Below are 24,039 nucleotides of genomic sequence, written 5' to 3'. Positions count from 1 at the left end.
CTGACTTCCCCTGGAACGGAAAAGGCGTGTCACGGGGAGACGGTGTGGGCGTGTGGGACCTGACGGGCAGCGGTGCCGAACCGCTCGGGCCGGACGAGCCGCGGGAGATCGGGGGGATCCCGCTCGCGGGCCGGCTCGGTTCCGGCGGAATGGGCCGCGTGTACCTCGGTGTTCACGAGGGGCGGTACGTCGCCGTCAAGCAGGTGCTGCCCTCGGTCGCGGGTGAGGAGCAGGACTTCGTCCGCCGCTTCGGGCACGAGCTGGACAACCTCGCGCGGCTGCCCGAGGAGGCCACCGCGCCCCTGCTCGCCAGCGACCGGGACGCCAGTCCTCCGTGGCTGGCGACCGCGTACGTCCCCGGCCTCACCCTGAGCAGGGCACTTGAGCTCCACAAGGGCCCGCTGCCCGCCGCCACCCTGTGGCTGCTGCTGCGCGAGGCCGCGGCGGGGCTGGTGCCGGTGCACGAACGGGGCATGGTCCACCGGGATCTCAAGCCCTCCAACGTCATGCTGACGGTCGACGGCGCCACGGTCATCGACTTCGGCGTGGCCAGGGCCACCGAGCAGAGCCAGCTGACCAGGAGCGGAATGGTGGTCGGCACTCCGGCCTACATGGCTCCCGAACAGGCGACGACCAGGCGGGACCTGAGCGGCGCCGCCGACGTGTTCGCCCTGGGTTCGGTGCTCGCGTACGCGGCCAGTGGCCGCCCGCCCTTCGGCGACGAGTCCGGCCCCGCCGTGCTCTACCGCATCGTGCACGAGGAACCCGACCTGGAGGCGCTCCGGCAGCTCGACCCCGCTCTCGCCGACCTCGTCGCGGCCTGTCTCGCCAAGGACGCGGGGGCCCGTCCCACCGCGTCCGAGCTGGTACGCAGGGCGGACGGGCACGGGCCGTTCGAGGCGCCGCTGTGGCCGGAGTCCATCGCGGGCGACCTCGCGGAGAAGGCCGCGTTCGCCGCCCACGTCCAGGAGCCCGAGCTGCCGCCGCCCGCGTCCGTGGAGACGCGCCGCCTCGGACGAAAGGGCAGGGCGCCCGGGCCGGGGAAGCCGCCGGCGACCGGCGAGCCCCGCGAGCGACGGCGCCGGACCCGCGTCTTCTTCGCCGTCGTCCCCGTCGTCGTGACGGTGGGCGGAGCGACCCTCGCCTTCCAGCTCCTGCCCTACACCTTCGGGGCGGACGACCGCGGCGCCGCCGGGCCGTCGGCCACCGCCACGGCCACGGCCCCGGCCGTGGCCGGGTCGTCCTCCCCGGGCGCGAGCCCGTCCGGCTCGGCGTCGCCGGAGAAGTCACCGACGCGTAAGGAGAAGGACGAGGACGCCGGCAAGGGGGCCGACGCGTCCGACGGGGCCACCCCCGCTTCGGGGGTCGGTGATGCCGAGGGCGGTTCCCAGGACGGAAGCGGTGGTTCCTCTGCCTCCGATGGCTCCGGCGGATCGGGAGGTTCGAGCACCTCGGGCAGCTCCTCCGGCGGTTCGAGCACGTCCGGAGGCTCCGGGGGCGGCGCCGCCCCGTCCGGAACCCGTCACTTCCGCAACGGCGGCAACAGCGAGTGTCTCGCCGCCGCGTCCAGCGGCGCGGCGTCCACCGGTGCCTGCGACGGCGCGGGTACCACGTGGACCGTCATGCCGCTGTCCGACGGGACCTTCCAGCTCGGCCACGAGTCGGGCCGGTCGTGCGTGAGCGCGGGCATCCTCAACGGAGGCACGCTGATGCTCTCCTGCAACGAGTCCGACCTCCGCCGCTTCCGCGCGGGCTCGGGAGGCAGCCTCGTGAGCGTCCGCACCGGCGGCTGTCTCGACCTGGGCAACGGGGGCGTCACGACGACCCGCTGCTCGGGCTCGGCCTCCCAGCGCTGGACGGCCTTCTGAGGGCGGACGGGTGAGTGCGCCGGCGATGCTCGCCCCGGCGGAGCCCGGTGACCGGCATCGCACCGGCCTGCGGCGGCGCCGGGCCGGCAGGGGGACGGCCAGGGAGTCGGCGCTCCTTCGCGTGCGGCGGGGCGGTTGAGCGTGCGGGACCGGTGGCTGTCCGGAGGGCGGCGGGGGTCCGAGGGCCGGTGGCGTCCTCGTCAGGCGGCCCGGATGACCGTCGGGATTCGGTGACGATCAGGGTTCGGCGGGCGTCCGGGGCCGGCGGGCGTCCGGGGCGGGGCCACGTCCGCGTCAGGTGGCCCGGATGAATGTCGGGGTCCGGTGTGTGTGCGGTCCCGGGGGCCCCGGGCGGTATCACGGGGGCCGTCTCCGGCCGGGAGCGTCGGCGCCGGGGCGCCGCGCTCGCACGGGCCGCGCCCCGGGCTCGTAGAATCGGGTCCATCATGGCCTACCTCGACCACGCCGCGACCACGCCGATGCTGCCGGAGGCGATCGCGGCGATGACCGCGCAGCTCGCTGTCACCGGCAACGCGTCCTCACTGCACGCCGCCGGGCGCCGGGCCCGCCGTACCGTCGAGGAGTCCAGAGAGACCCTCGCGGAGGCGCTGGGCGCCCGGCCCAGCGAGGTCGTCCTGACCTCGGGCGGTACCGAGGCCGACAACCTCGCCGTGAAGGGCCTCTACTGGGCCCGCCGCGACGCCGACCCCCGGCGGACCCGCGTCCTCGCCAGTCCCGTCGAGCACCACGCGGTGCTCGACGCCGTGGACTGGCTCGCCGAGCACGAGGGCGCCACCGTCGAGTACCTCCCGGTCGACGCGTACGGGCGGGTGCACCCCGAGGCGCTGCGCGAGGCACTGCTCCGCGACCCCGGTGACGTCGCCATGATCACGGTGATGTGGGCCAACAACGAGATCGGCACCATCATGCCGATACGCGAACTCACCGAGGTGGCGCAGGAGTTCGATGTCCCCATGCACGCCGACGCGGTGCAGGCCTTCGGGCAGCTCGAGCTCGACTTCGCCGCCTCCGGGCTGGCCGCGATGACCGTCAGCGCGCACAAGATCGGCGGGCCGTTCGGGATCGGTGCGCTGCTGCTCGGACGGGACCACACTCCGGTGCCCGTCCTGCACGGCGGCGGCCAGGAGCGGCACGTGCGCTCCGGCACCCTCGACGTACCCGCCGTGGCCGCGTTCGCGGTGGCCGGACGGCACGCCGCCGAGGGGCGTGAGGACTTCGCCCGTGAGATCGGGGCGCTGCGTGACGAGCTGGCCGCCGCGGTCTTCAAGGCCGTCCCTGACGCGATCGCGGGTGGGGACCAGGCCCCCGGCGGCCGGCTGCCGGCCAACGCCCACTTCACCTTCCCCGGCTGCGAGGGCGACTCCCTCCTCCTGCTGCTCGACGCCCAGGGCATCGAATGCTCCACCGGCTCCGCCTGCACGGCGGGCATCGCGCAGCCCAGCCACGTGCTGCTGGCCACCGGCACCGACCCCGCACTCGCGCGGGGCACACTGCGCTTCTCGCTCGGCCACACCTCGACCTCGCGGGACGTGGAGGAACTCGCGCGGGCGATCGGCCCCGCCGTCGAGCGCGCCAGGACGGCGGGACTCACCTGACCCGCGCAGGCGCGTGAGCCGGCCGCGGACGGGACCCGGCCGGCAGAGGGCCGGGGCCGGGCTCAGCTGGCCCGCGAACCGCCTGTGGATGCCGCGCGCACCAGCTTCATGTAGCGGGGCCAGTCCCAGTGCGGTCCGGGGTCGGTGTGGTCCGTGCCGGGCACCTCGACGTGCCCGATGATGTGCTCACGGTCCACCGGGATGCCGTACCGCTCGCATATCGCCGCGGTCAGCCGCGCCGAGGACTCGTACATCGTCGCGGTGAAGTCCTGCGGGCGGTCGACGAAGCCCTCGTGCTCGATGCCGATGCTGCGTTCGTTGAAGGACCGGTTGCCCGCGTGGTACGCCACGTCGAGTTCGCGGATCATCTGCGTCACCCGGCCGTTCTGCCGCACGATGTAGTGCGTCGCCGCCTGGTGCGCGGGGTCCTGGAAGACACGGACCGCGCTGGCGTAACTGCCCTGGGTGACATGGATGATCACCCGGTCCACGCCGTAGTCGTCGGGGCGGTCGGCGCGCCGCCAGTTCGCTTCGGAGGCCGCGATCCAGCGCGCGGGCGTGTAATCCAGCTCACCGGCCTTGCGGGGCTTCTCCACGCCCGGAACCCGCCACCAGACGCGGCGGATGTCGTCCACGGCCAGCGCGGCCGTGCCCACGGCCGCCGCCCCACCGCCGATGAGCAGCGCGCGTCTGCTGATGCCGCGCCCGGGCTTCCCCGGCGGCCCGGCACTCCTGTTCGTCTCCACGACGTCGTCAACGCATATCGGCGAGCATTCGGTTCCCGGCGCCCCGTACTCTGGAGAGGCTATGACTCAGACCCCCCAGCGCCCCCTCCGTGTGCTCGCCGCCATGTCGGGCGGAGTCGACTCCGCCGTCGCCGCGGCCCGTGCCGCCGAGGCGGGCCACGACGTGACCGGTGTGCACCTCGCCCTCTCCGCGAACCCGCAGTCCTTCCGGACGGGCGCGCGCGGCTGTTGCACCATCGAGGACTCTCGGGACGCCCGCCGCGCGGCGGATGTCATCGGCATCCCGTTCTACGTCTGGGACCTCGCGGAACGCTTCCGCGAGGACGTCGTGGACGACTTCGTCGCGGAGTACGAGGCGGGACGCACGCCCAACCCCTGCCTGCGCTGCAACGAGAAGATCAAGTTCGCCGCGCTGCTCGACAAGGCGCTGGCCCTCGGCTTCGACGCGGTCTGCACCGGTCACTACGCCACCGTCGTGCTGAACGAGCGGGGCGGCCGGGAGCTGCACCGCGCCTCCGACATGGCCAAGGACCAGAGCTACGTCCTCGGTGTCCTGGACGAGCGCCAGCTCGCCCACGCGATGTTCCCCCTGGGGGACACGCTCACCACCAAGGAGGAGATCCGGGCCGAGGCCGAGCGCCGGGGCCTGGCGGTCGCCAAGAAGCCCGACAGCCACGACATCTGCTTCATCGCCGACGGTGACACCCAGGGCTTCCTGGCCGGCCGCCTCGGCGGCCCGGCCGAGGGCGACATCCTCGACGAGGCGGGCACGAAGGTGGGCACCCACGAGGGCGCCTTCGGCTTCACCATCGGCCAGCGCAAGGGCCTGCGGATCGGCCATCCCGCCCCGGACGGCAAGCCGCGCTACGTCCTGGACATCTCCCCCGTGAACAACACGGTCACCGTGGGCCCCGCCGAGGCGCTCGACGTGACCGCCCTCACCGCGATCAGGCCCCGCTGGTGCGGCGAAGCCCTCACCGGCGCCGGGACCTACACCGCGCAGCTCCGCGCGCACGGCGGCGAGACAGAGGTGACGGCGGAGCTGGTCGACGGCACGCTCTCCGTCAGCTTCACGGAGCCGGTCCGGGGCGTCGCCCCCGGCCAGGCGATCGTGCTCTACGACGGGACGCGGGTGGTCGGCTCGGCCACGATCGCGTCGACCGTACGCCGCGAGAGGGCCGCGGCGGGCTGACACGGTCGGTGCGGGGCCGGGTCGCTCCCCTGCGGCGATCCGGCCCCGCCCCACGCCCCGGTCAGGACGCCGTCCGCAGGGACGGGGCCCGGCCGAAGAACTCCGTGAGCACCGGCGCGACGACCTGCGGCGCCAGTTCGCTCGTCTGACCGGTCAGGGTGCGGTGCCTGGCCCGGGGGATCGCCGCCGCCAGGGCCAGGGTCGTCCCGTGGGCCTGCGGGGTGCTGAAGCCGCCGGTGACCACCAGGGTCCGTGCCGTCAGCGAGGAGAACCGCTCCGCCGGGACGGCGCCGCCGCCGAGCAGCGCGTCGTCGTACGCGAGGGTGTGCGCCAGTGCCACGAGGTCCGGCCACCTCGCGGAGCGGCGCAGGTGCGTGATCGTCTCCCGCGGCACCCCGGCCCCGGACAGATGCAGCTCGACGGCGCCGGCCCGGTCACCCTTCCCCAGGAGCCGGTGCAGCAGCGCCGTACGGCGTGAGGCGTGCAGCAGGTTTCCGGCCCCCTGGGCGTACGGCGGCTCGTAGACCGCGAGCAGGTCGACGGCGAGCCCCGCGGCGTGCGCCTCCAGCGCCAGCGCCCCTCCCGACAGCATGCCGAACAGCGAGACGGGACCGCCCGCCCGAGCCGCGACCGCCGCCAGGTCCTCGATCTCGCGGCGGACCGTGTACGGCCCACCGTCGCCACTGGCACCCCGGCCCCGGCGGTCGTACGTCACGACCGTGAAGCGCGGGGCCAGCAGAGCGGCCAGCGGAGCCTCGTCGGCGGCGGTGCTCAGCGCCCCGCCGACCAGGACCACCGGCGGCCCGTCGCCCTGGCGGCGGTACGCGATCGACGTGCCGTCACGGGAGAGAGTCTTGTCCATGTGAGGGTGGACCGCCGCCCCGCACAGAACTCATCGCCGTTGCGGAGAAAAGTTTCTGACCTTCAGTCGGATACCACCTCGGTGGCGTAGAAGCACAAGTGGTCCTTGATCGACGCCACTTGTTCCAAGGGCTGCGGATAGGACCAGACGAGATCCGCGGCCCCGGGCGCCGACCAGTAGGAGGCGTCGCCCTTGAACGGGCAGTGCGTCCGGGTGTCCGAGGGGGTCAGCAGGTCGAGGCGGACGTCCTCGGGCGGCAGGTAGTAGCGGACGGGGCAGCCCGTCTCGCGCAGTGCCAGCGGGCGGCGGCTCTCGGCGAGCACCCGCCCGTCGTGCACGGCCCGCACATGGACCGGCACGGGCTCGACGGTGATCGTGTGTCCTGTGGTGGAGGTCATACCGGATTCAGCCGCCCCGGAGGCCCGTTTCTTCCCGCATCCGGGAGCGGCCTTACGGTGGGCGCATGAACATCTGTGTCTTCCTCTCCGCCGCCGACCTCGACGACCGCTACACGGTGCCCGCCCGGGAATTCGCCGAACTGCTGGGCCGAGGCGGCCACACCCTGGTCTGGGGAGGGTCGGAGAGCGGACTGATGAAGGTCGTCGCCGACGGCGTGCAAGAGGCCGGTGGACGCCTCGTCGGGGTGTCGGTGGACTTCCTCGCGGCGAAGGCCCGGGCGAACGCCGACGAGATGGTGATCGCCAAGGACCTCGCCGAGCGCAAGGCGCTGCTCCTGGAGAAGGCCGACGCGATCGTGATCATGGTCGGCGGTACCGGGACCCTCGACGAGGCGACGGAGATCCTGGAACTGAAGAAGCACGGCAAGCACACCAAGCCCGTCGTCCTGCTGAACACCGCCGGGTTCTACGACGGCCTGCGCCAGCAGTTCCAGCGCATGGAGGACGAGGGCTTCCTGCCGCTCCCCCTCACCGAGCTGGTCTTCTTCGCCAAGGACGGCGTCGGCGCGCTGGCCTACCTGGAGGAATCCGCGGGTCACCTCTGAGGTGGGCGGGGGCCTGCCACGCGGATGCGAGCATGAGGGCATGCCTACACACCTCATCACCGGCGCCGGCTCCGGGATCGGCGCTGCCGTGGCCCGCCGCCTCCAGGAGCGCGGCGACGCGCTCGTGCTGCTGGCCCGGAACGCGGGACGCGCCAGGGAACTGGCCGCGCTGTACCCCGGGGCCGGCACCCTCGTCGGTGACCTCGCCGACCCGGACCGGCTCTCCTGGGCCTTCGGGCAGCAGCCGATGCCCGAACGCCTCGACTCGCTCCTGCACATCGCGGGTGTCGTCGAGCTCGGCCGGATCGGGGACCTCACCCCCAAGACCTGGCACCTCCAGCTCAACGCCAACCTCGTCGCGCCCGCCGAGCTGACCCGCCTGCTGCTGCCCCAGCTGCGCGTCTCCCAGGGCCAGGTCGTCTTCGTGAACTCCGGTGCGGGGCTCGCCGCCCACGCCGAGTGGGGTGCGTACGCCGCGAGCAAGCACGGACTCAAGGCGCTCGCGGACTCGCTGCGCCACGAGGAGCACGGCAACGGGGTGCGGGTCACCTCCGTCTACCCGGGACGCACCGCCAGCCCCATGCAGGCCAAGGTGCACCAGCAGGAGGGCAAGGAGTACGACGCCTCGCGCTGGATCGACCCCGAGTCGGTGGCCACCACGATCCTGCTGGCGATCGACCTGCCCCGGGACGCCGAGGTCAACGACCTGACGGTCCGTCCCGGCCGCTGAGAACCCGCGGCTCCGGAGCCGCGGGTCAGGCCCGTAGGCTTTGCGTGTGAGCGAGAAGAGCGGGTTCAGCGCCATTGCGGCAACCGGGATCGGGTCCATGCCGGGCGGCGACGCCCGGGAGGCGGCCAAGACCGTCACCGGGTCCTTCGCCGACGGCCAGGGCATGCCCCACCTGACGGAGCTGCCCGCCCGGGGCCCCGGCGCGGACATGATCGGCCGTACCGTCGGGCTGCTCGTCGAGATGTACGGCCACGTCGAGCCCAGCGGCTGGCGGATCAGCGACCGGCCCGGCCGTGACACCCGCAGGGCCCGCTCCTGGCTGGGCGAGGACCTCGACGCGCTGGAGGAGTTCACCCAGGGCTACGAAGGGCTCCTCAAGGTGCAGGCCGTGGGTCCCTGGACCCTCGCCGCCGCGCTCGAACAGCGGGGCGGCGAGGCGATGCTCGCCGACCCCGGCGCCTGCCGCGACCTCGCGGGTTCGCTGGCCGAGGGGCTGCGCTCCCACCTCGCCGAGGTACGGCGCAGGATTCCGGGCGCCGAGGTCGTGCTCCAGCTCGACGAGCCCTCCCTGACCGCCGTGCTGCTGGGGCGGGTCAGGTCGGCCAGCGGCTACCGCACCTACCGCGCGGTGGACCGCCAGGTCGTCGAGGGGGCGCTGCGCGACGTGCTCGCGGTGAACGGGGGAGGGCCGACCGCCGTCCACTCGTGCGCCCCCGAGGTGCCGTTCGCGCTCCTGCGGCGCGCCGGAGCGGGCGCGGTGTCCTTCGACTTCTCCCTGCTCACCGAGCGTGAGGAGGAGGCGATCGGGGAAGCCGTCGAGGGCGGCACCCAGCTCTTCCTCGGAGTCGTCCCCGGTGTCGACGCCGCCTCGACCGCATTGTCCGACCCGGGCGGTAGCGTCATGGGGGTCAGGACGCTGTGGAACAGGCTGGGGCTGAATCCGGGGATTCTCGGCGAGTCCGTCGTGATCACCCCCGCGTGCGGGCTGGCGGGCGCCTCGCCCGCCTACGCCCGCGCGGCGCTCGCCCACTGCGCCCGGGCCGCGAGGTCGCTCGCGGACAACCCTGAGTGACGGTCGAGTCCAGCTGGGCAACGGGAGGTAACGGGAGATGGCCGGCGAACAGCAGGCACAGCAGCTGACCGGTGTGCCGGCGGAGGTGCGGGAGCGGCACGCACTCCTCGCCGAGCAGATCGAGGATCACCGCTTCCGGTATTACGTGAAGGACCAGCCGGTCGTCGACGACGCCACGTTCGACCGGCTCATGCGCGAGCTGGAAGCCGTCGAGGACGAGCACCCCGAGCTGCGCACCCCGGATTCGCCCACCCAGAAGGTCGCGGGTCCCTACACCACGGAATTCACCTCCGTCGAGCACCGCGAACGCCTGCTCTCGCTGGACAACGCCTTCGACGACGCGGAGCTGGCCGCCTGGGCCGAGCGGGTGGCCAAGGACGTGGGCCGCGGCGGCTACCACTTCCTGTGCGAGCTCAAGGTGGACGGACTCGCCGTCAACCTCACCTACGAGCACGGTAGGCTGACCCGCGCCGCCACCCGGGGTGACGGCCGTACGGGCGAGGACATCACCCCGAACGTCCGCACGATCGCCGAGATCCCGCACCGTCTGGAGGGCGACCGGATCCCCGCGCTCGTCGAGATCCGCGGGGAGGTCTTCTTCCCCATGGAGGCCTTCGAAGGGCTCAACGCCCGGCTCGTCGAGGCCGGCGACAAGCCCTTCGCCAACCCGCGCAACGCGGCGGCCGGGTCACTGCGCCAGAAGGACCCGAAGATCACCGCCACCCGCCCGCTCCACATGGTGGTGCACGGCATCGGCGCCCGCGAGGGGTTCGACATCGACCGGCTCTCCCAGGCCTACGACCTGCTGAGCGAGTGGGGCCTGCCCACCGCCCGGCACAACAAGGTCGTGGCATCCCTGGACGAGGTGCGGGAGTTCATCGCCTACTTCGGCGAGAACCGCCATTCCGTCGAGCACGAGATCGACGGGGTCGTCGTCAAGCTGGACGAGATCCCCCTCCAGGGCAGGCTCGGCTCCACCTCACGCGCGCCGCGCTGGGCGATCGCCTGGAAGTACGCGCCGCAGGAGGTCAACACCAAGCTGGTCAACATCAGGGTCGGCGTCGGCCGCACCGGGCGGGTCACGCCGTACGCCCAGGTCGAGCCGGTCGTGGTGGCGGGATCGGAGGTCGAGTTCGCCACCCTGCACAACCAGAACGTGGTCAGGTCCAAGGGCGTGCTCATCGGCGACACCGTGGTGCTGCGCAAGGCGGGCGACGTCATCCCGGAGATCCTCGGGCCGGTCGTCGACCTGCGCGACGGTGACGAGCGGGAGTTCGTCATGCCGTCCGAGTGCCCCGAGTGCGGGACACCGCTGCGCCCCATGAAAGAGGGTGACATCGATCTCCGCTGCCCCAACGCGCGCTCCTGCCCGGCCCAGTTGAGGGAACGCGTGGCCTATCTGGCGGGCCGCAAGTGCCTGGACATCGACCACTTCGGCTATGTGGCCGCCGCTGCCCTGACCAAGCCCCTGGAGCCCGCCGAGCCACCCCTGGTGGACGAGGGCGACCTCTTCGGGCTGACGGTCGATCAGCTGCTGCCGATCCGGGCGTACGTCCTGGACCCGGACAGCGGGCTGCCCAAGCGCGACCCGAAGACCGGCGAGGAGAAGATCGCCACCGTCTTCGCCAACCAGCAGGGCGAGCCGAAGAAGAACGCCCTCGCCATGCTGGAGGGCATCGCGGCGGCCAAGGAGGCGCCGCTGGCCCGGATCCTGACGGGACTCTCCATCCGCCATGTCGGACCGGTGGCCGCCGTGGAACTGGCCCGGCAGTTCCGGTCCGTCGACCGGATCGACGAGGCGTCCGAGGAGGAGCTGGCCGCGGCGGACGGGGTCGGCCCCATCATCGCCGCCTCGGTCAAGCAGTGGTTCGCCGAGGACTGGCACCGCGAGATCCTGCGCAAGTGGCGGGAGGCCGGGGTCCGGATGGAGGACGAGAGCGCCGGAGGCGACGAGGGCCCGCGACCGCTGGAGGGGCTGACGGTCGTCGTCACCGGCACGCTGGCCACACACACCCGTGACGGCGCCAAGGACGCGCTCCAGAACCAGGGCGCGAAGGTGACCGGCTCCGTGTCGAAGAAGACCTCCTTCGTCGTGGTCGGCGACAACCCCGGGTCGAAGTACGACAAGGCGATGCAGCTGAAGGTGCCCGTCCTCGACGAGGAGGGGTTCGCCGTACTCCTCGAACAGGGGCCGGACGCCGCCCGGGAGGCCGCTGTCCCCGCCGAGGCCTGATCGAGGCGCGATCGAGACACCGGCGACGCGTGGCCGTGGATGTGCGGGGAAGTAAGCGGACGAGGTGGGACGAGCGAGGGCCGGGGCCTCCGAACGGCCCACCCCCATCACCCGTTCGGCGCATATCAGACAGCCAGGGGTGCCGGGTCCGCATTCGGGCAAGAGCGTCGGAGCGCTGCCCGTGCGGGCCTTCGGCGGCCTACTGTTGAACGAGCACCTGCCGTGCCCGGCCGCGTGGTGGGATTCGGGCCGTGGTGGCATGGGAGCGGGGGCCACCGTGGGACATCGGCACCGCCGGCTGTGAGAGGGACGGAATGGAACCGACCGAGAGCGCCGCGCCGGTGTCGCGGCTGCAGGGTTTCGTGGGCCTCACGTCGAGAGTGGGCACCGTCGTCGTGGCGGTCGCCGCGGTACAGCTCGCGACCGGCTTCTACAGCACGGTCCGCGACGGCCACGCACTCTTCCCCGACGGCACCGCGGGCTGGTCGCTCGCCCTGCTCACGGGAGTCATCGTGGGCCATCTGGTCGCCCTCGGGCGCGACCGGTGGTGGGGCGGCACGGGCTCCGGCGCCGCGCTGACGCTCGCCGTACTGCTGCTCTACGGCTGGGTCGCCGCGGGCCTCGTGAGCCTCGTCGTCGTCGTGCTCGTCGGTACGGCCCGACGTCACCGCTGGTGGCAGGGGCTGCTGCACGGCGCGGCGGACATACTCGGCATCGGGGCCGCCGCGCTCGTCCTCGCCGCCTTCGGCGAGGTGCCGAGCGTCGAGACCCCGTGGCGGCCACTCCACTGGGGCATCGACGCCGTGCCGGAGGTGCTGCTCGCCGCCGGGGCGTACCTGCTCGTCACCCGCCTCCTGCTGTGGTACGCCCGCGCCTCGCAGACGGGCGGCCTGCCGACGATCGCCCGCACCGCGCTGCTGCGCCAGGGACTGGTGGCGGTCGCCCTGCTCGGCATCGCCCCGCTGATCTGCGTGGTGGCCTCGGCCATGCCGATGCTGCTGCCGCTCTTCGCGGTCCCGCTGATCGCCCTGGACTCCACGCTCTGGATCGCCCGCGCGCGGGCCGAGGAGCAGCTGCGGGACCCGTTGACCGGCCTGCCCAACCGCCAGTGGCTCCTGGAGCGGACATGGACCGCGCTGGAGGAGGCGGCGAGCACCGGCAGCAGGTCCGCCCTCGTCCTCATCGACCTCGACCGCTTCCGCGCCGTCAACGACACCCTCGGCCACCTGGCCGGTGACCGCCTCCTGCTCCAGATAGCGGAGCGGCTCCGGCTGGCCCTGCCGCGCGGCGCGGAGGCCGCACGGCTCGGCGGTGACGAGTTCGCCGTACTCCTGCCCACGGCGGACTCGACCACCAGCGCCCAGCGCATCGCCCGCCACCTGGTCGCCGAACTCTCCTCGCCCCTCGATCTCGACGGGCTCACCCTGGTCCTGGAGGCGAGCGCCGGGGTCGCCGTCCACCCCGACCACGCGCTGGACGCGGAAGGTCTGCTCAGGCGGGCGGACGTGGCGATGTACCAGGCCAAGCGGGACCGCACGGGCGTGGAGGTGTACGAGTCGAAGCGGGACAGCAACACCCCGGACCGGCTCGGCCTGCTGGGCGACCTGCGCCGGGCCCTGGACGCCCGGGAGGTCGAGCTCCACTACCAGCCGAAGGTCCGCTTCGACGGTCAGGTGGCCGGCCTCGAAGCGCTCGTCCGCTGGGTGCATCCCGAGCGCGGCCGGGTTCCCCCGGACGAGTTCATCGCGATCGCGGAATCCTCCGGGCTGATGCCCCACCTCACCGAATACGTCCTGGAGACCGCGCTGGCCCAGGTCGCCCGGTGGCGCGCCCAGGGGCTGTACGTGCCCGTCGCCGTCAACGTCTCGCCGCGCGACGTCCACACCCCGGGCTTCGCAGGCAGTGTCGCCGCCCGGCTCGCCCGGCACGGCGTCCCGGCCGGGGCGCTGCAGCTGGAGATAACCGAGCACGTCCTGCTGGAGGACCCGCAGCGGGCCGCCGACACCCTGGCGGGACTGACGGGCCACGGGGTGAAGATGTCCCTCGACGACTTCGGCACGGGCTACTCCTCCCTCGTCCACCTGCGGAAACTGCCGGTCAGCGAGCTCAAGATCGACCGCTCCTTCGTCGCCCGGCTGGCGGTCGACACCGAGGACGCGGAGATCGTCCGCTGCACCATCGACCTGGCCCACTCGCTGGGGCTGGTGGTGGTGGCCGAGGGCGTCGAGGACGACGAGACCTGGGAGCGGCTGCGGGACCTGCGCTGCGACGCGGTGCAGGGGTGGCTCGTGGCCGCAGCGATGCCGCCGCAGGAGACGACGGCATGGCTGCGGGCCCGTGGCGAGCACGGCTGGCGGCGCCCGGCGGAGCTGCGGGCGGCGGCCGAGGCGGCGGTCGCGGTGCAGCCCGAGGCGGAGCAGCAGCGGCCGGCGGGCCGGGCGGTGTCCGGGCCGGCGACCGCCTGACCGGGGGCTTTCCCGGGAGCGGCGGAGGACCGGGGGGCCTCCGGCGGCCGTTCCGCCCCCCGTCGCCCGGCGGCCCCGGCGCTGCCGCACCCGGATCGTGGGGCCCTGGAGGGGAGAGCAGGCGGGGCAGCGTGCCGCGACCCCATAGGATTGGGCCAAAACCACACACCAAACCCTGAGGATCGCTGCATGCCTGGCATCACGCGCGAGGAGGTCGCCCACCTCGCCCGGCTGGCGCGTCTTGAGCTGAAGGGCGAAGAGCTCGAGCACTTCGCCGGTCAGCTCGACGACATCATCGGCGCGGTCGCCCGCGTCTCCGAGGTCGCCGACCAAGACGTACCGCCGACCTCCCACCCGCTGCCGCTGACCAACGTCATGCGAGCGGACGAGGTCCGTCCGTCGCTCACCCCCGAGCAGGCGCTCTCCGGCGCCCCGGCCCAGGAGCAGCAGCGTTTCAAGGTGCCGCAGATCCTGGGGGAGGACTAACAGCCATGACGGACATCAGCACCATCATCAAGCTCACCGCGGCCCAGATCGCCGCGAAGATCGCCTCCGGCGAGCTGACGGCCGTCGAGGTCACCGAGGCGCACCTGGCCCGGATCGACGCCATCGACGAGAAGGTCCACGCCTTCCTGCACATCGACCGTGACGGCGCGCTCGCGCAGGCCCGCGCGGTCGACGCCAAGCGTGAGGCGGGCGAGAAGCTCGGCCCGCTGGCCGGCGTCCCGCTCGCGCTCAAGGACATCTTCACCACGCGGGACATGCCGACCACCGTCGGCTCGAAGATCCTCGAGGGCTGGGTCCCGCCGTACGACGCGACCCTCACGAAGAAGCTGCGGGCCGCCGACGTCGTCATCCTCGGCAAGACCAACATGGACGAGTTCGCCATGGGGTCCTCGACCGAGAACAGCGCATACGGCCCGACCGGCAACCCCTGGGACCTCACCCGCATCCCGGGCGGCTCCGGAGGCGGCTCCTCCGCCGCGCTCGCGTCCTTCGAGGCGCCGCTGGCCATCGGCACGGACACCGGCGGTTCCATCCGCCAGCCCGCCGCCGTCACCGGCACGGTCGGCGTCAAGCCCACCTACGGCGGGGTCTCCCGCTACGGCATGGTCGCCTTCTCGTCCTCCCTCGACCAGGGCGGCCCCTGCGCCCGTACGGTCCTGGACGCGGCCCTCCTGCACGAGGTCATCGGCGGGCACGACCCGCTGGACTCGACGTCCATCGACGCCCCGGTCCCGCCGGTCGTCGAGGCCGCGCGCAGCGGCTCCGTCCAGGGCATGCGCGTCGGTGTGGTCAAGCAGTTCGCGGGCGAGGGCTACCAGGCCGGGGTCGTCCAGCGGTTCAACGAGTCCGTCGAACTGCTGAAGTCCCTCGGCGCCACGATCGTCGAGCTGGACTGCCCGTCCTTCGACCTCGCTCTTTCGGCGTACTACCTGATCGCCCCGTCGGAGTGCTCCTCCAACCTGGCGCGGTTCGACGCCATGCGCTACGGGCTGCGGGTCGGCGACGACGGTACGCGCTCCGCCGAGGACGTCACCGCCCTCACCCGCGAGGCCGGCTTCGGCGACGAGGTCAAGCGCCGCATCATCCTGGGTACGTACGCGCTCAGCTCCGGCTACTACGACGCGTACTACGGCTCGGCGCAGAAGGTCCGCACGCTCATCACGCAGGACTTCGAGAAGGCGTTCGAGCAGGTGGACGTGATCGTCTCGCCGACGACGCCCACCACCGCCTTCCCGATCGGCGAGCGCGCCGACGACCCGATGGCGATGTACCTCGCGGACCTGTGCACCATTCCGACCAACCTCGCCGGTAACTCCGCCATGTCGCTCCCCTGCGGCCTGGCCCCGGAGGACGGCCTGCCGGTCGGGCTGCAGATCATCGCCCCCGCCATGAAGGACGACCGTCTGTACAAGGTCGGAGCCGCCGTCGAGGCCGCCTTCGTGGAAAAGTGGGGGCATCCGCTGCTTGAGGAGGCTCCGTCGCTATGAGTGCAATGGCTAAGAAGGCCAAGAACTTCAAGAAGTCCAAGTCCGGCGTGTACGTGTCCCTGGGCACCACCGCCTTCGGCGCGCTCAGCGTCGTCAAGCAGGCGAGGATGGCCCGCCAGGACAACGACACGCTGCGGCTGATCGACGCCGCCGTATCCGCCGCCGCGATCGTGACCGGACTCGCGATCCTCTACCGCGAGCTCAAGCGTCTCGGCGACGACGACGTCCTGCTGGGCTGAGAGGGAAAGTTTCATCGTGACTGTCATCGACCTGGAGTCGTACGAGGATGCCCTCGCGACGTACGACCCCGTCATGGGCCTCGAGGTCCATGTGGAGCTCGGCACCAAGACCAAGATGTTCTGCGGGTGCTCCACCGAGCTCAAGCAGGACGCGAACTCGCAGACCTGCCCGGTGTGCCTCGGACTTCCGGGCGCGCTTCCGGTCGTCAACGAGATCGGCGTCGAGTCCGCCATCAAGATCGGGCTCGCGCTGAACTGCGAGATCGCCGAGTGGTGCCGCTTCGCCCGGAAGAACTACTTCTATCCGGACATGCCGAAGAACTTCCAGACCTCCCAGTACGACGAGCCGATCGCCTACAACGGCTATCTGGACGTCCAGCTGGAGGACGGCGAGATCTTCCGCGTGGAGATCGAGCGCGCGCACATGGAGGAGGACACCGGCAAGTCGACGCACGTCGGCGGTGCCACCGGCCGCATCCACGGCGCCTCCCACTCGCTGCTGGACTACAACCGCGCGGGCATCCCGCTCATCGAGATCGTCACCAAGCCGATCGAGGGAGCCGGGGCACGCGCCCCCGAGGTCGCCAAGGCGTACGTCGCCGAGCTCCGTGAGCTCATCAAGGCGCTCGGCGTCTCGGAGGCCCGCATGGAGATGGGCCAGATGCGCTGCGACGTGAACCTGTCGCTGCGCCCCCACGGCACCGAGAAGTTCGGGACCCGCTCCGAGACGAAGAACGTCAACTCGCTGCGTTCCGTGGAGCGCGCCGCGCGCTTCGAGATCCAGCGCCACGCCGCGGTGCTGAACTCCGGCGGGACGATCGTGCAGGAGACCCGGCACTTCCACGAGGAGGACGGTTCCACCACGGCCGGCCGCATCAAGGACAACGCCGAGGACTACCGCTACTTCCCCGAGCCGGACCTGGTGCCCGTCGCCCCGGCCCGCGCGTGGGTCGAGGAGCTCCGCCAGGGGCTTCCCGAGCTGCCCCGGCTGCGCCGCAAGCGGCTGAAGGAGGAGTGGGGTGTCAGCGAGCACGACATGCAGTCCATCCTCAACGCGGGTGCGGTCGACCTGATCGTCGCCACGACGGACGCGGGCGCTCCCTCGGACCAGGCCCGCAAGTGGTGGATGGGCGAGCTCGCCCGTAACGCCAACGAGACGGGCCGCAGCCTGGACGAGCTGCCCGTCACCCCGGCGCAGGTCGCCCGGGTGGCCGAGCTCGTCGCGGCCGGCGACCTCAACGACAAGCTGGCCCGCCAGGTCCTCGAGGGTGTCCTCGCGGGCGAGGGGGACCCGGACGCCGTCGTCGAGAAGCGCGGGCTGAAGGTCGTCTCGGACGAGGGCGCGCTGGGCACGGCGGTCGACGAGGCCATCGCCGCCAACGCCGCCATCGCCGACAAGATCCGGGGCGGCAAGGTCGCCGCGGCGGGCGCCCTGGTCGGCGCGGTCATGAAGGCGACCAGGGGCCAGGCGGACGCGGCACGCGTGCGCGAGCTGATCCTGGAGAAGCTCGGCGTCGAAGGCTGATCCACGCCACGCTCCGGAAGGGGGCGGGGAACCCGCGATGCGGGCTCCCCGCCCCCTTCCGCGTGTGCGGAGCCTCCGGTGCGGGCGGCGCCCTTCGCGCGTGCGGCGCCCCCCGTACGGGCCTCCCATCCGCGCCTTCGGTGCCCTGCCGGGCGAAGGGACGCGAGGGACGTTCACCGCCGGGCCGCACCACCGTCTTCCCACCGCCACCCGGCGTGACTAGCTTCCGGCCGTAGATACGGAACCGGGAGGCTCAATTGACCACGGACATGTCACGGCGTCGGCTCTTCGCGCTCGGGGGCGGCGCACTCGGCGCCGCCGCGGCGGGATCGTTCCTGCCCCCTTCGCTCCAGGCGGCCATCGCCGCGCAGCCGGCCGACAGGTCCGGTGCGGCGGGTCTGGACGCCGTCGAGCACGTGGTGATCCTGATGCAGGAGAACCGTTCGTTCGACCACTACTTCGGCACGCTGCGCGGGGTGCGCGGCTTCGGCGACCGCAACGCGATCGAACTCCCCTCCGGCAGGCCCGTCTTCGAGCAGCCGGGCCCGCTGGGCACCACCGTCCTGCCGTTCCCGGTGCGCGGGGCCGCACAGACGCAAGCGCAGGACCTGCAGTACATAGGCGCCCTGGACCACTCCTGGAACGGGGGCGCCAAGGCCTGGGCCGGCGGCTGGATGAACGGCTGGGTCACCGCGAAGACCGCCGCCACCATGGCGTACTACGACCGCCGTGACATCCCCCTGCACTACGAGCTCGCCGACACGTTCACGGTCTGCGACGCCTACCACTCCTCGATCCACACCTCCACCAGCCCCAACCGCAACCATCTGTGGAGCGGCCGGACCGGCTACGAGGCCGACGGCAGGCGGGCCGTCGGCAACGACGCGTACGACGAGGGCACCCACCCCGGCTACGACTGGGGCACGTACGCCGAGCGGCTGGAGAAGGCCGGGCACAGCTGGAAGACGTACACGGAGTGGGAGAACTTCACCGACAACCAGATCGAGTTCTTCTCCACCTTCAAGGCCATCGCCCGCAAGGCCCTGACGCGGACCGGGCACACCTACATGGAGGCCTTCTACGCCACCGTGCGCGACGCGGAGACGGCCGGTGAGCGGGAGCGGCTGCTCGGGCTGCTCGACGAGGGCGTCGCCACCCTGGCACCGGCCGAGCGCAGTCTGTTCGAGCGAGGACTGCGCCGTGTCCCCACGGGCACGCTCGCCGACGAGTTCGCCCGGGACGTCGCCGCCGGCACGCTGCCCGAGGTCTCCTACCTGGTGCCCTCGGCGGTGGACTCCGAGCATCCGAGCGTCTCCTCCCCGGTGCACAGCGCCACGGTCGTCTACAAGGTCCTCGACGCGCTGGGCCGGAACCCCGACGTGTGGCGGCGCACCGTGGTGCTGATCAACTACGACGAGAACGACGGCTTCTTCGACCATGTGCCGCCGCCCGTCCCCTCGCCGGAGGTGACCGAGGAGCAGTGGCAGGGCAGGCCCACGGGCCTCGGTGTGCGGGTCCCTCTGCTGGTCGTGTCGCCGTGGACCGTCGGCGGCTACGTCTGCTCCGAGGTCTTCGACCACACCTCCGTGATCCGCCTCCTGGAGCGCTGGACCGGCGTGGAGGAGCCGAACATCGGCGCGTGGCGGCGCAGGATCACCGGCGACCTGACCTCGGCCTTCGACTTCACACGGGCACGCAGGCAGCCGGGCACGGAGCGGCCCGCCGCGATCCCGCCGTTCGGCGGACGCTGGCAGCCGAAGCCTCCGGCCGTCCAGCACATGCCCGTGCAGGAACCGGGGACCCGGCCGGCCAGGCCCCTGCCGTACCAGCCCGACGCCCAGCTGGAGCGGACAGGCACCGAACTGGTGGTGGCCCTCAGCAACAGCGGACGCTCCTCGGCGCACTTCACGCTCTACCCGTACGCGAACGAGTTCCCCGCGCCGCAGCACCGCGACGTCAGGGGAACGGCCCGGTGGCGGGTGCCGCTGACAGGGGAGGGGTACCGCTTCACGGTCACCGGCCCGAACGGCTTCCGGCGGGAGTTCGAGGGGGCGGCCGGCGGAGCCGCCGAGGTGTCCTCGCGCATCGACGCCCGCGAGAGGGACCTGCACCTCACCCTGCGCAACGAGGGCAGCCGGACGCTGACGTACACCGTGCGACCGCTCGGGTACGTCGACGAGGACGACCTGCGGGACTGGCGCCGGACGGTCACGGTCAAGCCGGGGCGCAGCCGCACGCTCGTGCACTCGGCGGCCGACGCCCACGGCTGGTACGACCTCCTGGTGACGGCTGCCGAGGAGGGCACCTTCCGGCGCCGGCTGATGGGCCACATGGAGAACGGCAGGGCGAGCGTCTCCGGCTGAACCGACGGGCCGGCGGGGGGCCGAGAAGAGGGGAGGGGCGGCGGAGGCCGGGCCGGTGACCCGAGGACCACCGGTGTGACCATGGCCACGAACGGTGCCGATGATCACCTGGGGCTGTCAGAGTGGCAGTTCAGGTCATGTGAGGCTTTCCGGGCTGTTGTCGCCCCATGCCGGACAAGTCTCCATCAGCGCTCAGGAGCACGTCCGTTGGCCGCCATCGCACGCTGGTGCCTCAGGCACCGTCTCGCCGCCGTCCTCATCTGGCTGTTCGCCCTCGGTGGAGCGGCCACCGCGGCGGGGTTCGCCGGTACCTCGTACTCCAACGACTACGAGGTGCCGGGCACCGAGTCGGGCCGGGCGGGGGAGCTCCTGGAGGCCGGGTTCGAGGACCTCGGCGGCGACACCGGCACCGTGGTGTGGCACACCTCCGGCTCCACCGTCCACGCCGCGGACGTGGAGCGGACGATGACCGACGCGCTGCACGCGATCGGCTCGCTGCCCGGCGTCGGGGACGTCACCGGCCCCTACGGGGCCTCGGGCCAGGGACAGATCAGCGCCGACCGACGCACCGCGTACGCCACGGTCACCTTCGACCACCGGGCGGACCGGATCCCGCCGGAGCAGGCCCAGGCGGTCGTCGACACCGCCCTGGCCGCGGAGACCGAAGGGCTCCAGGTCGAGCTCGGCGGAGCCGCCGTCGGGCTGACCGAGGCGCCCTCCCTCCACCTGGGCGAGGCCGTGGGAGTGGTCGTCGCGGCCGCCGTCCTCTTCCTCGCCTTCGGCTCGGTCGCGGCCAGTCTGCTGCCGATCGCCACCGCCCTCGTCTCCGTCGGCACGGCCTACGCGGGCATCGCGCTGCTCGGCCACGTCATGACCGTCGCCGACTTCGCCCCCATGCTGGGCATGCTCATCGGTCTCGGCGTCGGCATCGACTACGCCCTCTTCATCGTCACCCGGCACCGGCGGGGCCTTCGGCGCGGCCTGTCCGTGACCGAGGCGGCACAGAACGCCGTCGCGACGACCGGCCGAGCCGTCGTCTTCGCGGGAGCCACCGTCTGCGTCGCCCTGCTGGGCATGCTGGTGCTGCGCCTCGGCTTCCTCAACGGTGTCGCGATCGCCGCCTCCCTCACCGTGGTGCTGACCGTCGCCGCCTCGGTGACGCTGCTGCCCGCGCTGCTCTCCTTCATCGGGATGCGGGCGCTCGGCCGGCGCGAACGGGAACGGCTCGCCGCGCACGGACCGCGCCCCGAGCGGGCCACGGGCTTCGCCGTCCGGTGGTCCGCGTTCGTCGAGCGGCATCCCAAGCTGCTCGGAGCGGTCGCGGCGGCCGTCATGGCGGTGCTCGCGGTGCCCACCCTCGGGCTGCACCTGGGGACCTCGGACCAGGGCAACAACCCGGCCACGACCACCACCCGGCAGGCCTACGACCTGCTCGCCGAGGGGTTCGGCCCCGGCGTCAACGGCCCCCTGACGATCGCCGCGCGCCTGGACGGGGCCGACGACCGGCTCGCCCTGGACGGACTGCCCGCCGTGCTGCGGGACACCGAGGGCGTCGCGTCGGTCTCCCCGGTGACGTACAACGCCGCCGGGGACACCGCCTTCGTCACCGTCGTGCCCGAGACCGCTCCCCAGTCGCAGCGGACCAGCGCGCTCGTCGACCGGCTGCGCGACGACGTGCTGCCGAAGGCGCAGGAGACCTCCTCGCTCCGGACCCATGTGGGCGGGGTGACGGCGAGTTACGACGACTTCGCCGACATCATCGTCGGAAAGCTGCCGCTCTTCGTCGGGGTGGTCGTCGCGCTCGGCTGTCTCCTCCTGCTTCTCGCGTTCCGGTCGCTCGCCGTGCCGCTGAAGGCCGCCGTGATGAACGTGGCGGCGGTGGCCGCCTCCTTCGGCGTCGTCGTCGCCGTCTTCCAGTGGGGGTGGGGGAGCGAACTGCTCGGGCTCGGCAGCGCGGGCCCTGTCGAGCCCTTCCTCCCGGTGATCATGGTCTCCGTGCTCTTCGGGCTGTCGATGGACTACCAGGTCTTCCTCGTGGGCCGGATGTACGAGGAATGGCTGGAGACCGGGGACAACCGGCGGTCGGTGCGGGTCGGCCTCGCCGAGACCGGCCGCGTGATCAACTCGGCGGCGGTGATCATGATCTCGGTCTTCCTCGCCTTCGTGCTCAGCGGCGACCGGGTCATCGCGATGTTCGGCATCGCGCTGGCCGCCGCCGTCGCCCTCGACGCGTTCGTCCTGCGCACCCTGCTCGTGCCCGCCCTGATGCACCTGCTCGGAGGGGCGAACTGGTGGCTGCCCGCCCGCCTCGACCGGCTCCTTCCCCGCATCAGCATCGAGCCGCCGGACCGCCCGGTACCGCATGCGAAAATCCCCCAGGAGCGCACCGGCGGTCCCGGCCGGCACGTCGGCCCGCGCGTCCACTGACCCGTCGCGAGACGCGGGGAGACGTCACCCCGTGACGTCGCGAAGACCGAGGAGAGCAACTGTGTTCACGGTGTCACTGGGGGACGGCGCGGAGCTCCGCCCGCTGGAGCCCTGGCAGGCCGAGGAGTTCCTGACCCACATGGACCGGGCACGCGCCCTGGTCGATCCCTGGATCCCGTTCGCCGCGGCTGCCCAGGACCTCCCCTCCGCGCGGGCCCTGCTCCAGCGCTACGCGGACAAGCAGGCGGCCGACACCGGACGGCTGTACGGGATCTGGCTGGACGGCACGCTCGTCGGCGGCGTCCTGTTCCGGATATTCGAGGCGGACGCCGGGAACTGCGAGATCGGCTGCTGGCTGGAAGCCTCCGGCGAGGGCCGGGGCCTGGTGACCCGCGCCTGCCGGAAGCTGATCGACTGGGCCGTCGACGTGCGGGGCATGCACCGGGTCGAGTGGGTCGCCTCCTCGGCCAACACCCGCAGCGTCGCGGTGGCCGAGCGGCTCGGCATGACCCGTGAGGGTGTGCTGCGGGAGGCCTACGCCTACCGCGGTGCGCGGCACGACCAGGAGATCTGGGCGGTCCTCGCCCCCGAATGGCGCGCGGCGAGGGAGCGGGCCCTCCCGCGTTAAGGAGGTTCTCATACGGGGCCCCTAGCGTGCGGCGCATGAACACCACCCCCTCCACCGCGACCACCGACGACACCGAGGAGAAGGAGACGGCGGACGGGACCGCCGCCGCACCCGACATCACGAAGAAGACGGGTCCCGAGGAGGACGCCGTCCCGGACGGGGTCGCACCGGGCCTGACCGCGGCGGACGTGACCGAGATGGACGTCGCCGCGACGGACGCCGCGGCCGAGGACGGCCGGGAGGCCGAGCTGGAGCCCGACCCGTACGCCGAGGCCGAGGCGGCGGCAGCCGCCGGCGCGGGCACGGGCGCGGCGGCGGTCGTGGCCGCGGGCTTGGGCGTCGTCTCCCTCTCCGGAGCTTGGACCGGCCGGGTCGCCGCCGAACGCGAGACCCTGATCGGCCAGATCAAGACCTCGGGCGGCGGCAGCGCGGCCCGGCAGATCTCCGAGATCTACGGCGACGCCTGGCACAGCACGGCCCTCGTCAACGGCCTGTTCGCCGTCCTCGCCCTGCTCGTCGGCGTCTTCGTCCTGGTGCGCCCCGCCTTCGGCACGCCCACCGAACGCCCGCAGGCCGGCTGGGTCCGCTCCGTCGCCCGGGCGGGCGTCGCCCTCGGCGTGCTCGGCGTCCTCATCTCCGCCGGGATGTACTTCGACCTCTTCGTCGCCCTCCCCACCGCCGCCGGAAGCTGAGGCCCCGCAGGCAGGTGCCTAAGGCATCCGCCACCCGGGCCTAAGGCCCCCCGGCCGCGGAGATGCGGCAGTCGCCCGATGTGGCGGCACCCCCTGGCGGACGAGAGTGGGGGCACGGCCAGAAGCCGTGCCCCCACCGCGTTTTCACCAGGGAGAAGACCATGTACGAGTACGAGCTCCACCAGCTCAACGTCGCCGAGCTGATCCGCCGCGCCGACGAGCAGCGCACCGTCCGCCGGGCCGTGCTCGCCCGCCGGGCCGCCCGCCGCTCGGCCCGCCGTTCCGGACCGGACGAGATCGAAGGGCAGGTGGGCAGGGAGCGGGGCAGCTTCGTGCACGCCGCCTAGCGATGGCCGCACGGCAGAAAACGGCCGCCGGGGTGTC

General features: G+C 72.6%; 20 protein-coding genes. 17 read left to right on the top strand and 3 right to left on the bottom strand.

Annotated features, from left to right (window positions below; genetic code table 11):
• Positions 1-50: 50 nt before the first annotated feature.
• Positions 51-1,868 carry a serine/threonine-protein kinase gene (locus tag ACFY8O_RS01315; RefSeq protein WP_387899512.1) on the top strand — a complete coding sequence of 606 codons (1,818 nt, stop codon included), beginning with the start codon at positions 51-53 and terminating at the stop codon, positions 1,866-1,868.
• A 446-nt stretch (positions 1,869-2,314) separates the two neighbouring features.
• Entirely contained in the window at positions 2,315-3,484 is a 1,170-nt protein-coding gene (locus ACFY8O_RS01310; protein ID WP_387897680.1) for a cysteine desulfurase family protein, read from the top strand.
• 62 nt (positions 3,485-3,546) lie between these two features.
• Here ACFY8O_RS01310 and ACFY8O_RS01305 read toward each other — a convergent pair whose 3' ends face one another.
• Positions 3,547-4,230 carry an N-acetylmuramoyl-L-alanine amidase gene (locus ACFY8O_RS01305; protein ID WP_387897678.1) on the bottom strand — a complete coding sequence of 228 codons (684 nt, stop codon included), beginning with the start codon at positions 4,228-4,230 and terminating at the stop codon, positions 3,547-3,549.
• A 61-nt stretch (positions 4,231-4,291) separates the two neighbouring features.
• On the opposite strand from ACFY8O_RS01305, the gene mnmA reads away from it, so the two are divergent.
• Positions 4,292-5,422, top strand: a complete 1,131-nt coding sequence (mnmA, locus tag ACFY8O_RS01300; protein ID WP_387897675.1) for a tRNA 2-thiouridine(34) synthase MnmA — start codon at positions 4,292-4,294, stop codon at positions 5,420-5,422.
• Positions 5,423-5,483: 61 nt separating this feature from the next.
• On the opposite strand, the gene ACFY8O_RS01295 is transcribed toward mnmA, so the two are convergent.
• Both ACFY8O_RS01295 and ACFY8O_RS01290 read right to left on the bottom strand, forming a co-directional pair.
• Complete coding sequence (locus ACFY8O_RS01295; protein ID WP_387897674.1) at positions 5,484-6,284, bottom strand: alpha/beta fold hydrolase; 801 nt, start codon at positions 6,282-6,284, stop codon at positions 5,484-5,486.
• 62 nt (positions 6,285-6,346) lie between these two features.
• Positions 6,347-6,682, bottom strand: a complete 336-nt coding sequence (locus ACFY8O_RS01290; protein WP_145802935.1) for a DUF427 domain-containing protein — start codon at positions 6,680-6,682, stop codon at positions 6,347-6,349.
• Between the two features lie 65 nt (positions 6,683-6,747).
• Between ACFY8O_RS01290 and ACFY8O_RS01285 the strand changes: the two genes are divergently transcribed.
• The 14 genes from ACFY8O_RS01285 to ACFY8O_RS01220 all read left to right on the top strand — a co-directional run bounded on the left by ACFY8O_RS01285 (position 6,748) and on the right by ACFY8O_RS01220 (position 24,002).
• The gene (locus ACFY8O_RS01285; protein ID WP_145802933.1) at positions 6,748-7,287 is read left to right on the top strand and encodes an LOG family protein; all 540 of its coding nucleotides are present in this window, start codon (positions 6,748-6,750) and stop codon (positions 7,285-7,287) included.
• A 40-nt stretch (positions 7,288-7,327) separates the two neighbouring features.
• Positions 7,328-8,017 carry an SDR family oxidoreductase gene (locus ACFY8O_RS01280; RefSeq protein ID WP_145802931.1) on the top strand — a complete coding sequence of 230 codons (690 nt, stop codon included), beginning with the start codon at positions 7,328-7,330 and terminating at the stop codon, positions 8,015-8,017.
• A 46-nt stretch (positions 8,018-8,063) separates the two neighbouring features.
• Entirely contained in the window at positions 8,064-9,089 is a 1,026-nt protein-coding gene (locus ACFY8O_RS01275; RefSeq protein ID WP_145802930.1) for a methionine synthase, read from the top strand.
• A gap of 37 nt (positions 9,090-9,126) precedes the next feature.
• Positions 9,127-11,322: an NAD-dependent DNA ligase LigA gene (gene ligA, locus ACFY8O_RS01270; RefSeq protein ID WP_145802928.1), complete on the top strand. Its 2,196-nt coding sequence runs from the start codon at positions 9,127-9,129 to the stop codon at positions 11,320-11,322.
• A gap of 314 nt (positions 11,323-11,636) precedes the next feature.
• Positions 11,637-13,787: a putative bifunctional diguanylate cyclase/phosphodiesterase gene (locus tag ACFY8O_RS01265; protein ID WP_145802926.1), complete on the top strand. Its 2,151-nt coding sequence runs from the start codon at positions 11,637-11,639 to the stop codon at positions 13,785-13,787.
• Positions 13,788-13,976: 189 nt separating this feature from the next.
• Positions 13,977-14,273 carry an Asp-tRNA(Asn)/Glu-tRNA(Gln) amidotransferase subunit GatC gene (gene gatC / locus ACFY8O_RS01260; protein ID WP_014153935.1) on the top strand — a complete coding sequence of 99 codons (297 nt, stop codon included), beginning with the start codon at positions 13,977-13,979 and terminating at the stop codon, positions 14,271-14,273.
• 5 nt (positions 14,274-14,278) lie between these two features.
• Positions 14,279-15,781: an Asp-tRNA(Asn)/Glu-tRNA(Gln) amidotransferase subunit GatA gene (gene gatA, locus ACFY8O_RS01255; protein ID WP_387897670.1), complete on the top strand. Its 1,503-nt coding sequence runs from the start codon at positions 14,279-14,281 to the stop codon at positions 15,779-15,781.
• Complete coding sequence (locus ACFY8O_RS01250) at positions 15,778-16,020, top strand: hypothetical protein (RefSeq protein WP_136329351.1); 243 nt, start codon at positions 15,778-15,780, stop codon at positions 16,018-16,020. Before gatA ends, ACFY8O_RS01250 begins: the two co-directional genes overlap by 4 nt.
• 16 nt (positions 16,021-16,036) lie before the next feature.
• A complete protein-coding gene (gene gatB / locus ACFY8O_RS01245; protein ID WP_145802922.1) occupies positions 16,037-17,545 on the top strand; it encodes an Asp-tRNA(Asn)/Glu-tRNA(Gln) amidotransferase subunit GatB in 1,509 nt (502 codons plus the stop codon).
• Between the two features lie 257 nt (positions 17,546-17,802).
• On the top strand, positions 17,803-19,908 hold the full coding sequence (locus tag ACFY8O_RS01240) for a phosphocholine-specific phospholipase C (protein ID WP_387897668.1): 2,106 nt from the start codon (positions 17,803-17,805) through the stop codon (positions 19,906-19,908).
• Positions 19,909-20,115: 207 nt separating this feature from the next.
• Positions 20,116-22,335 carry an MMPL family transporter gene (locus ACFY8O_RS01235; RefSeq protein ID WP_387897665.1) on the top strand — a complete coding sequence of 740 codons (2,220 nt, stop codon included), beginning with the start codon at positions 20,116-20,118 and terminating at the stop codon, positions 22,333-22,335.
• Positions 22,336-22,396: 61 nt separating this feature from the next.
• A complete protein-coding gene (locus ACFY8O_RS01230) occupies positions 22,397-22,963 on the top strand; it encodes a GNAT family N-acetyltransferase (protein WP_145802917.1) in 567 nt (188 codons plus the stop codon).
• A 35-nt stretch (positions 22,964-22,998) separates the two neighbouring features.
• The gene (locus ACFY8O_RS01225; protein ID WP_167526131.1) at positions 22,999-23,655 is read left to right on the top strand and encodes a hypothetical protein; all 657 of its coding nucleotides are present in this window, start codon (positions 22,999-23,001) and stop codon (positions 23,653-23,655) included.
• A gap of 161 nt (positions 23,656-23,816) precedes the next feature.
• Positions 23,817-24,002 (top strand): hypothetical protein, encoded by a 186-nt coding sequence (locus ACFY8O_RS01220; RefSeq protein WP_387897662.1) that lies wholly within the window; start codon positions 23,817-23,819, stop codon positions 24,000-24,002.
• Positions 24,003-24,039: the final 37 nt, after the last annotated feature.

Origin of the sequence: Streptomyces argenteolus (assembly GCF_042902585.1) — a bacterium.
GTDB lineage: Bacteria > Actinomycetota > Actinomycetes > Streptomycetales > Streptomycetaceae > Streptomyces > Streptomyces argenteolus.
The sequence above is the reverse complement of the archived record's forward strand: the minus strand, read 5'-3'. Positions and strand labels throughout refer to the sequence as shown.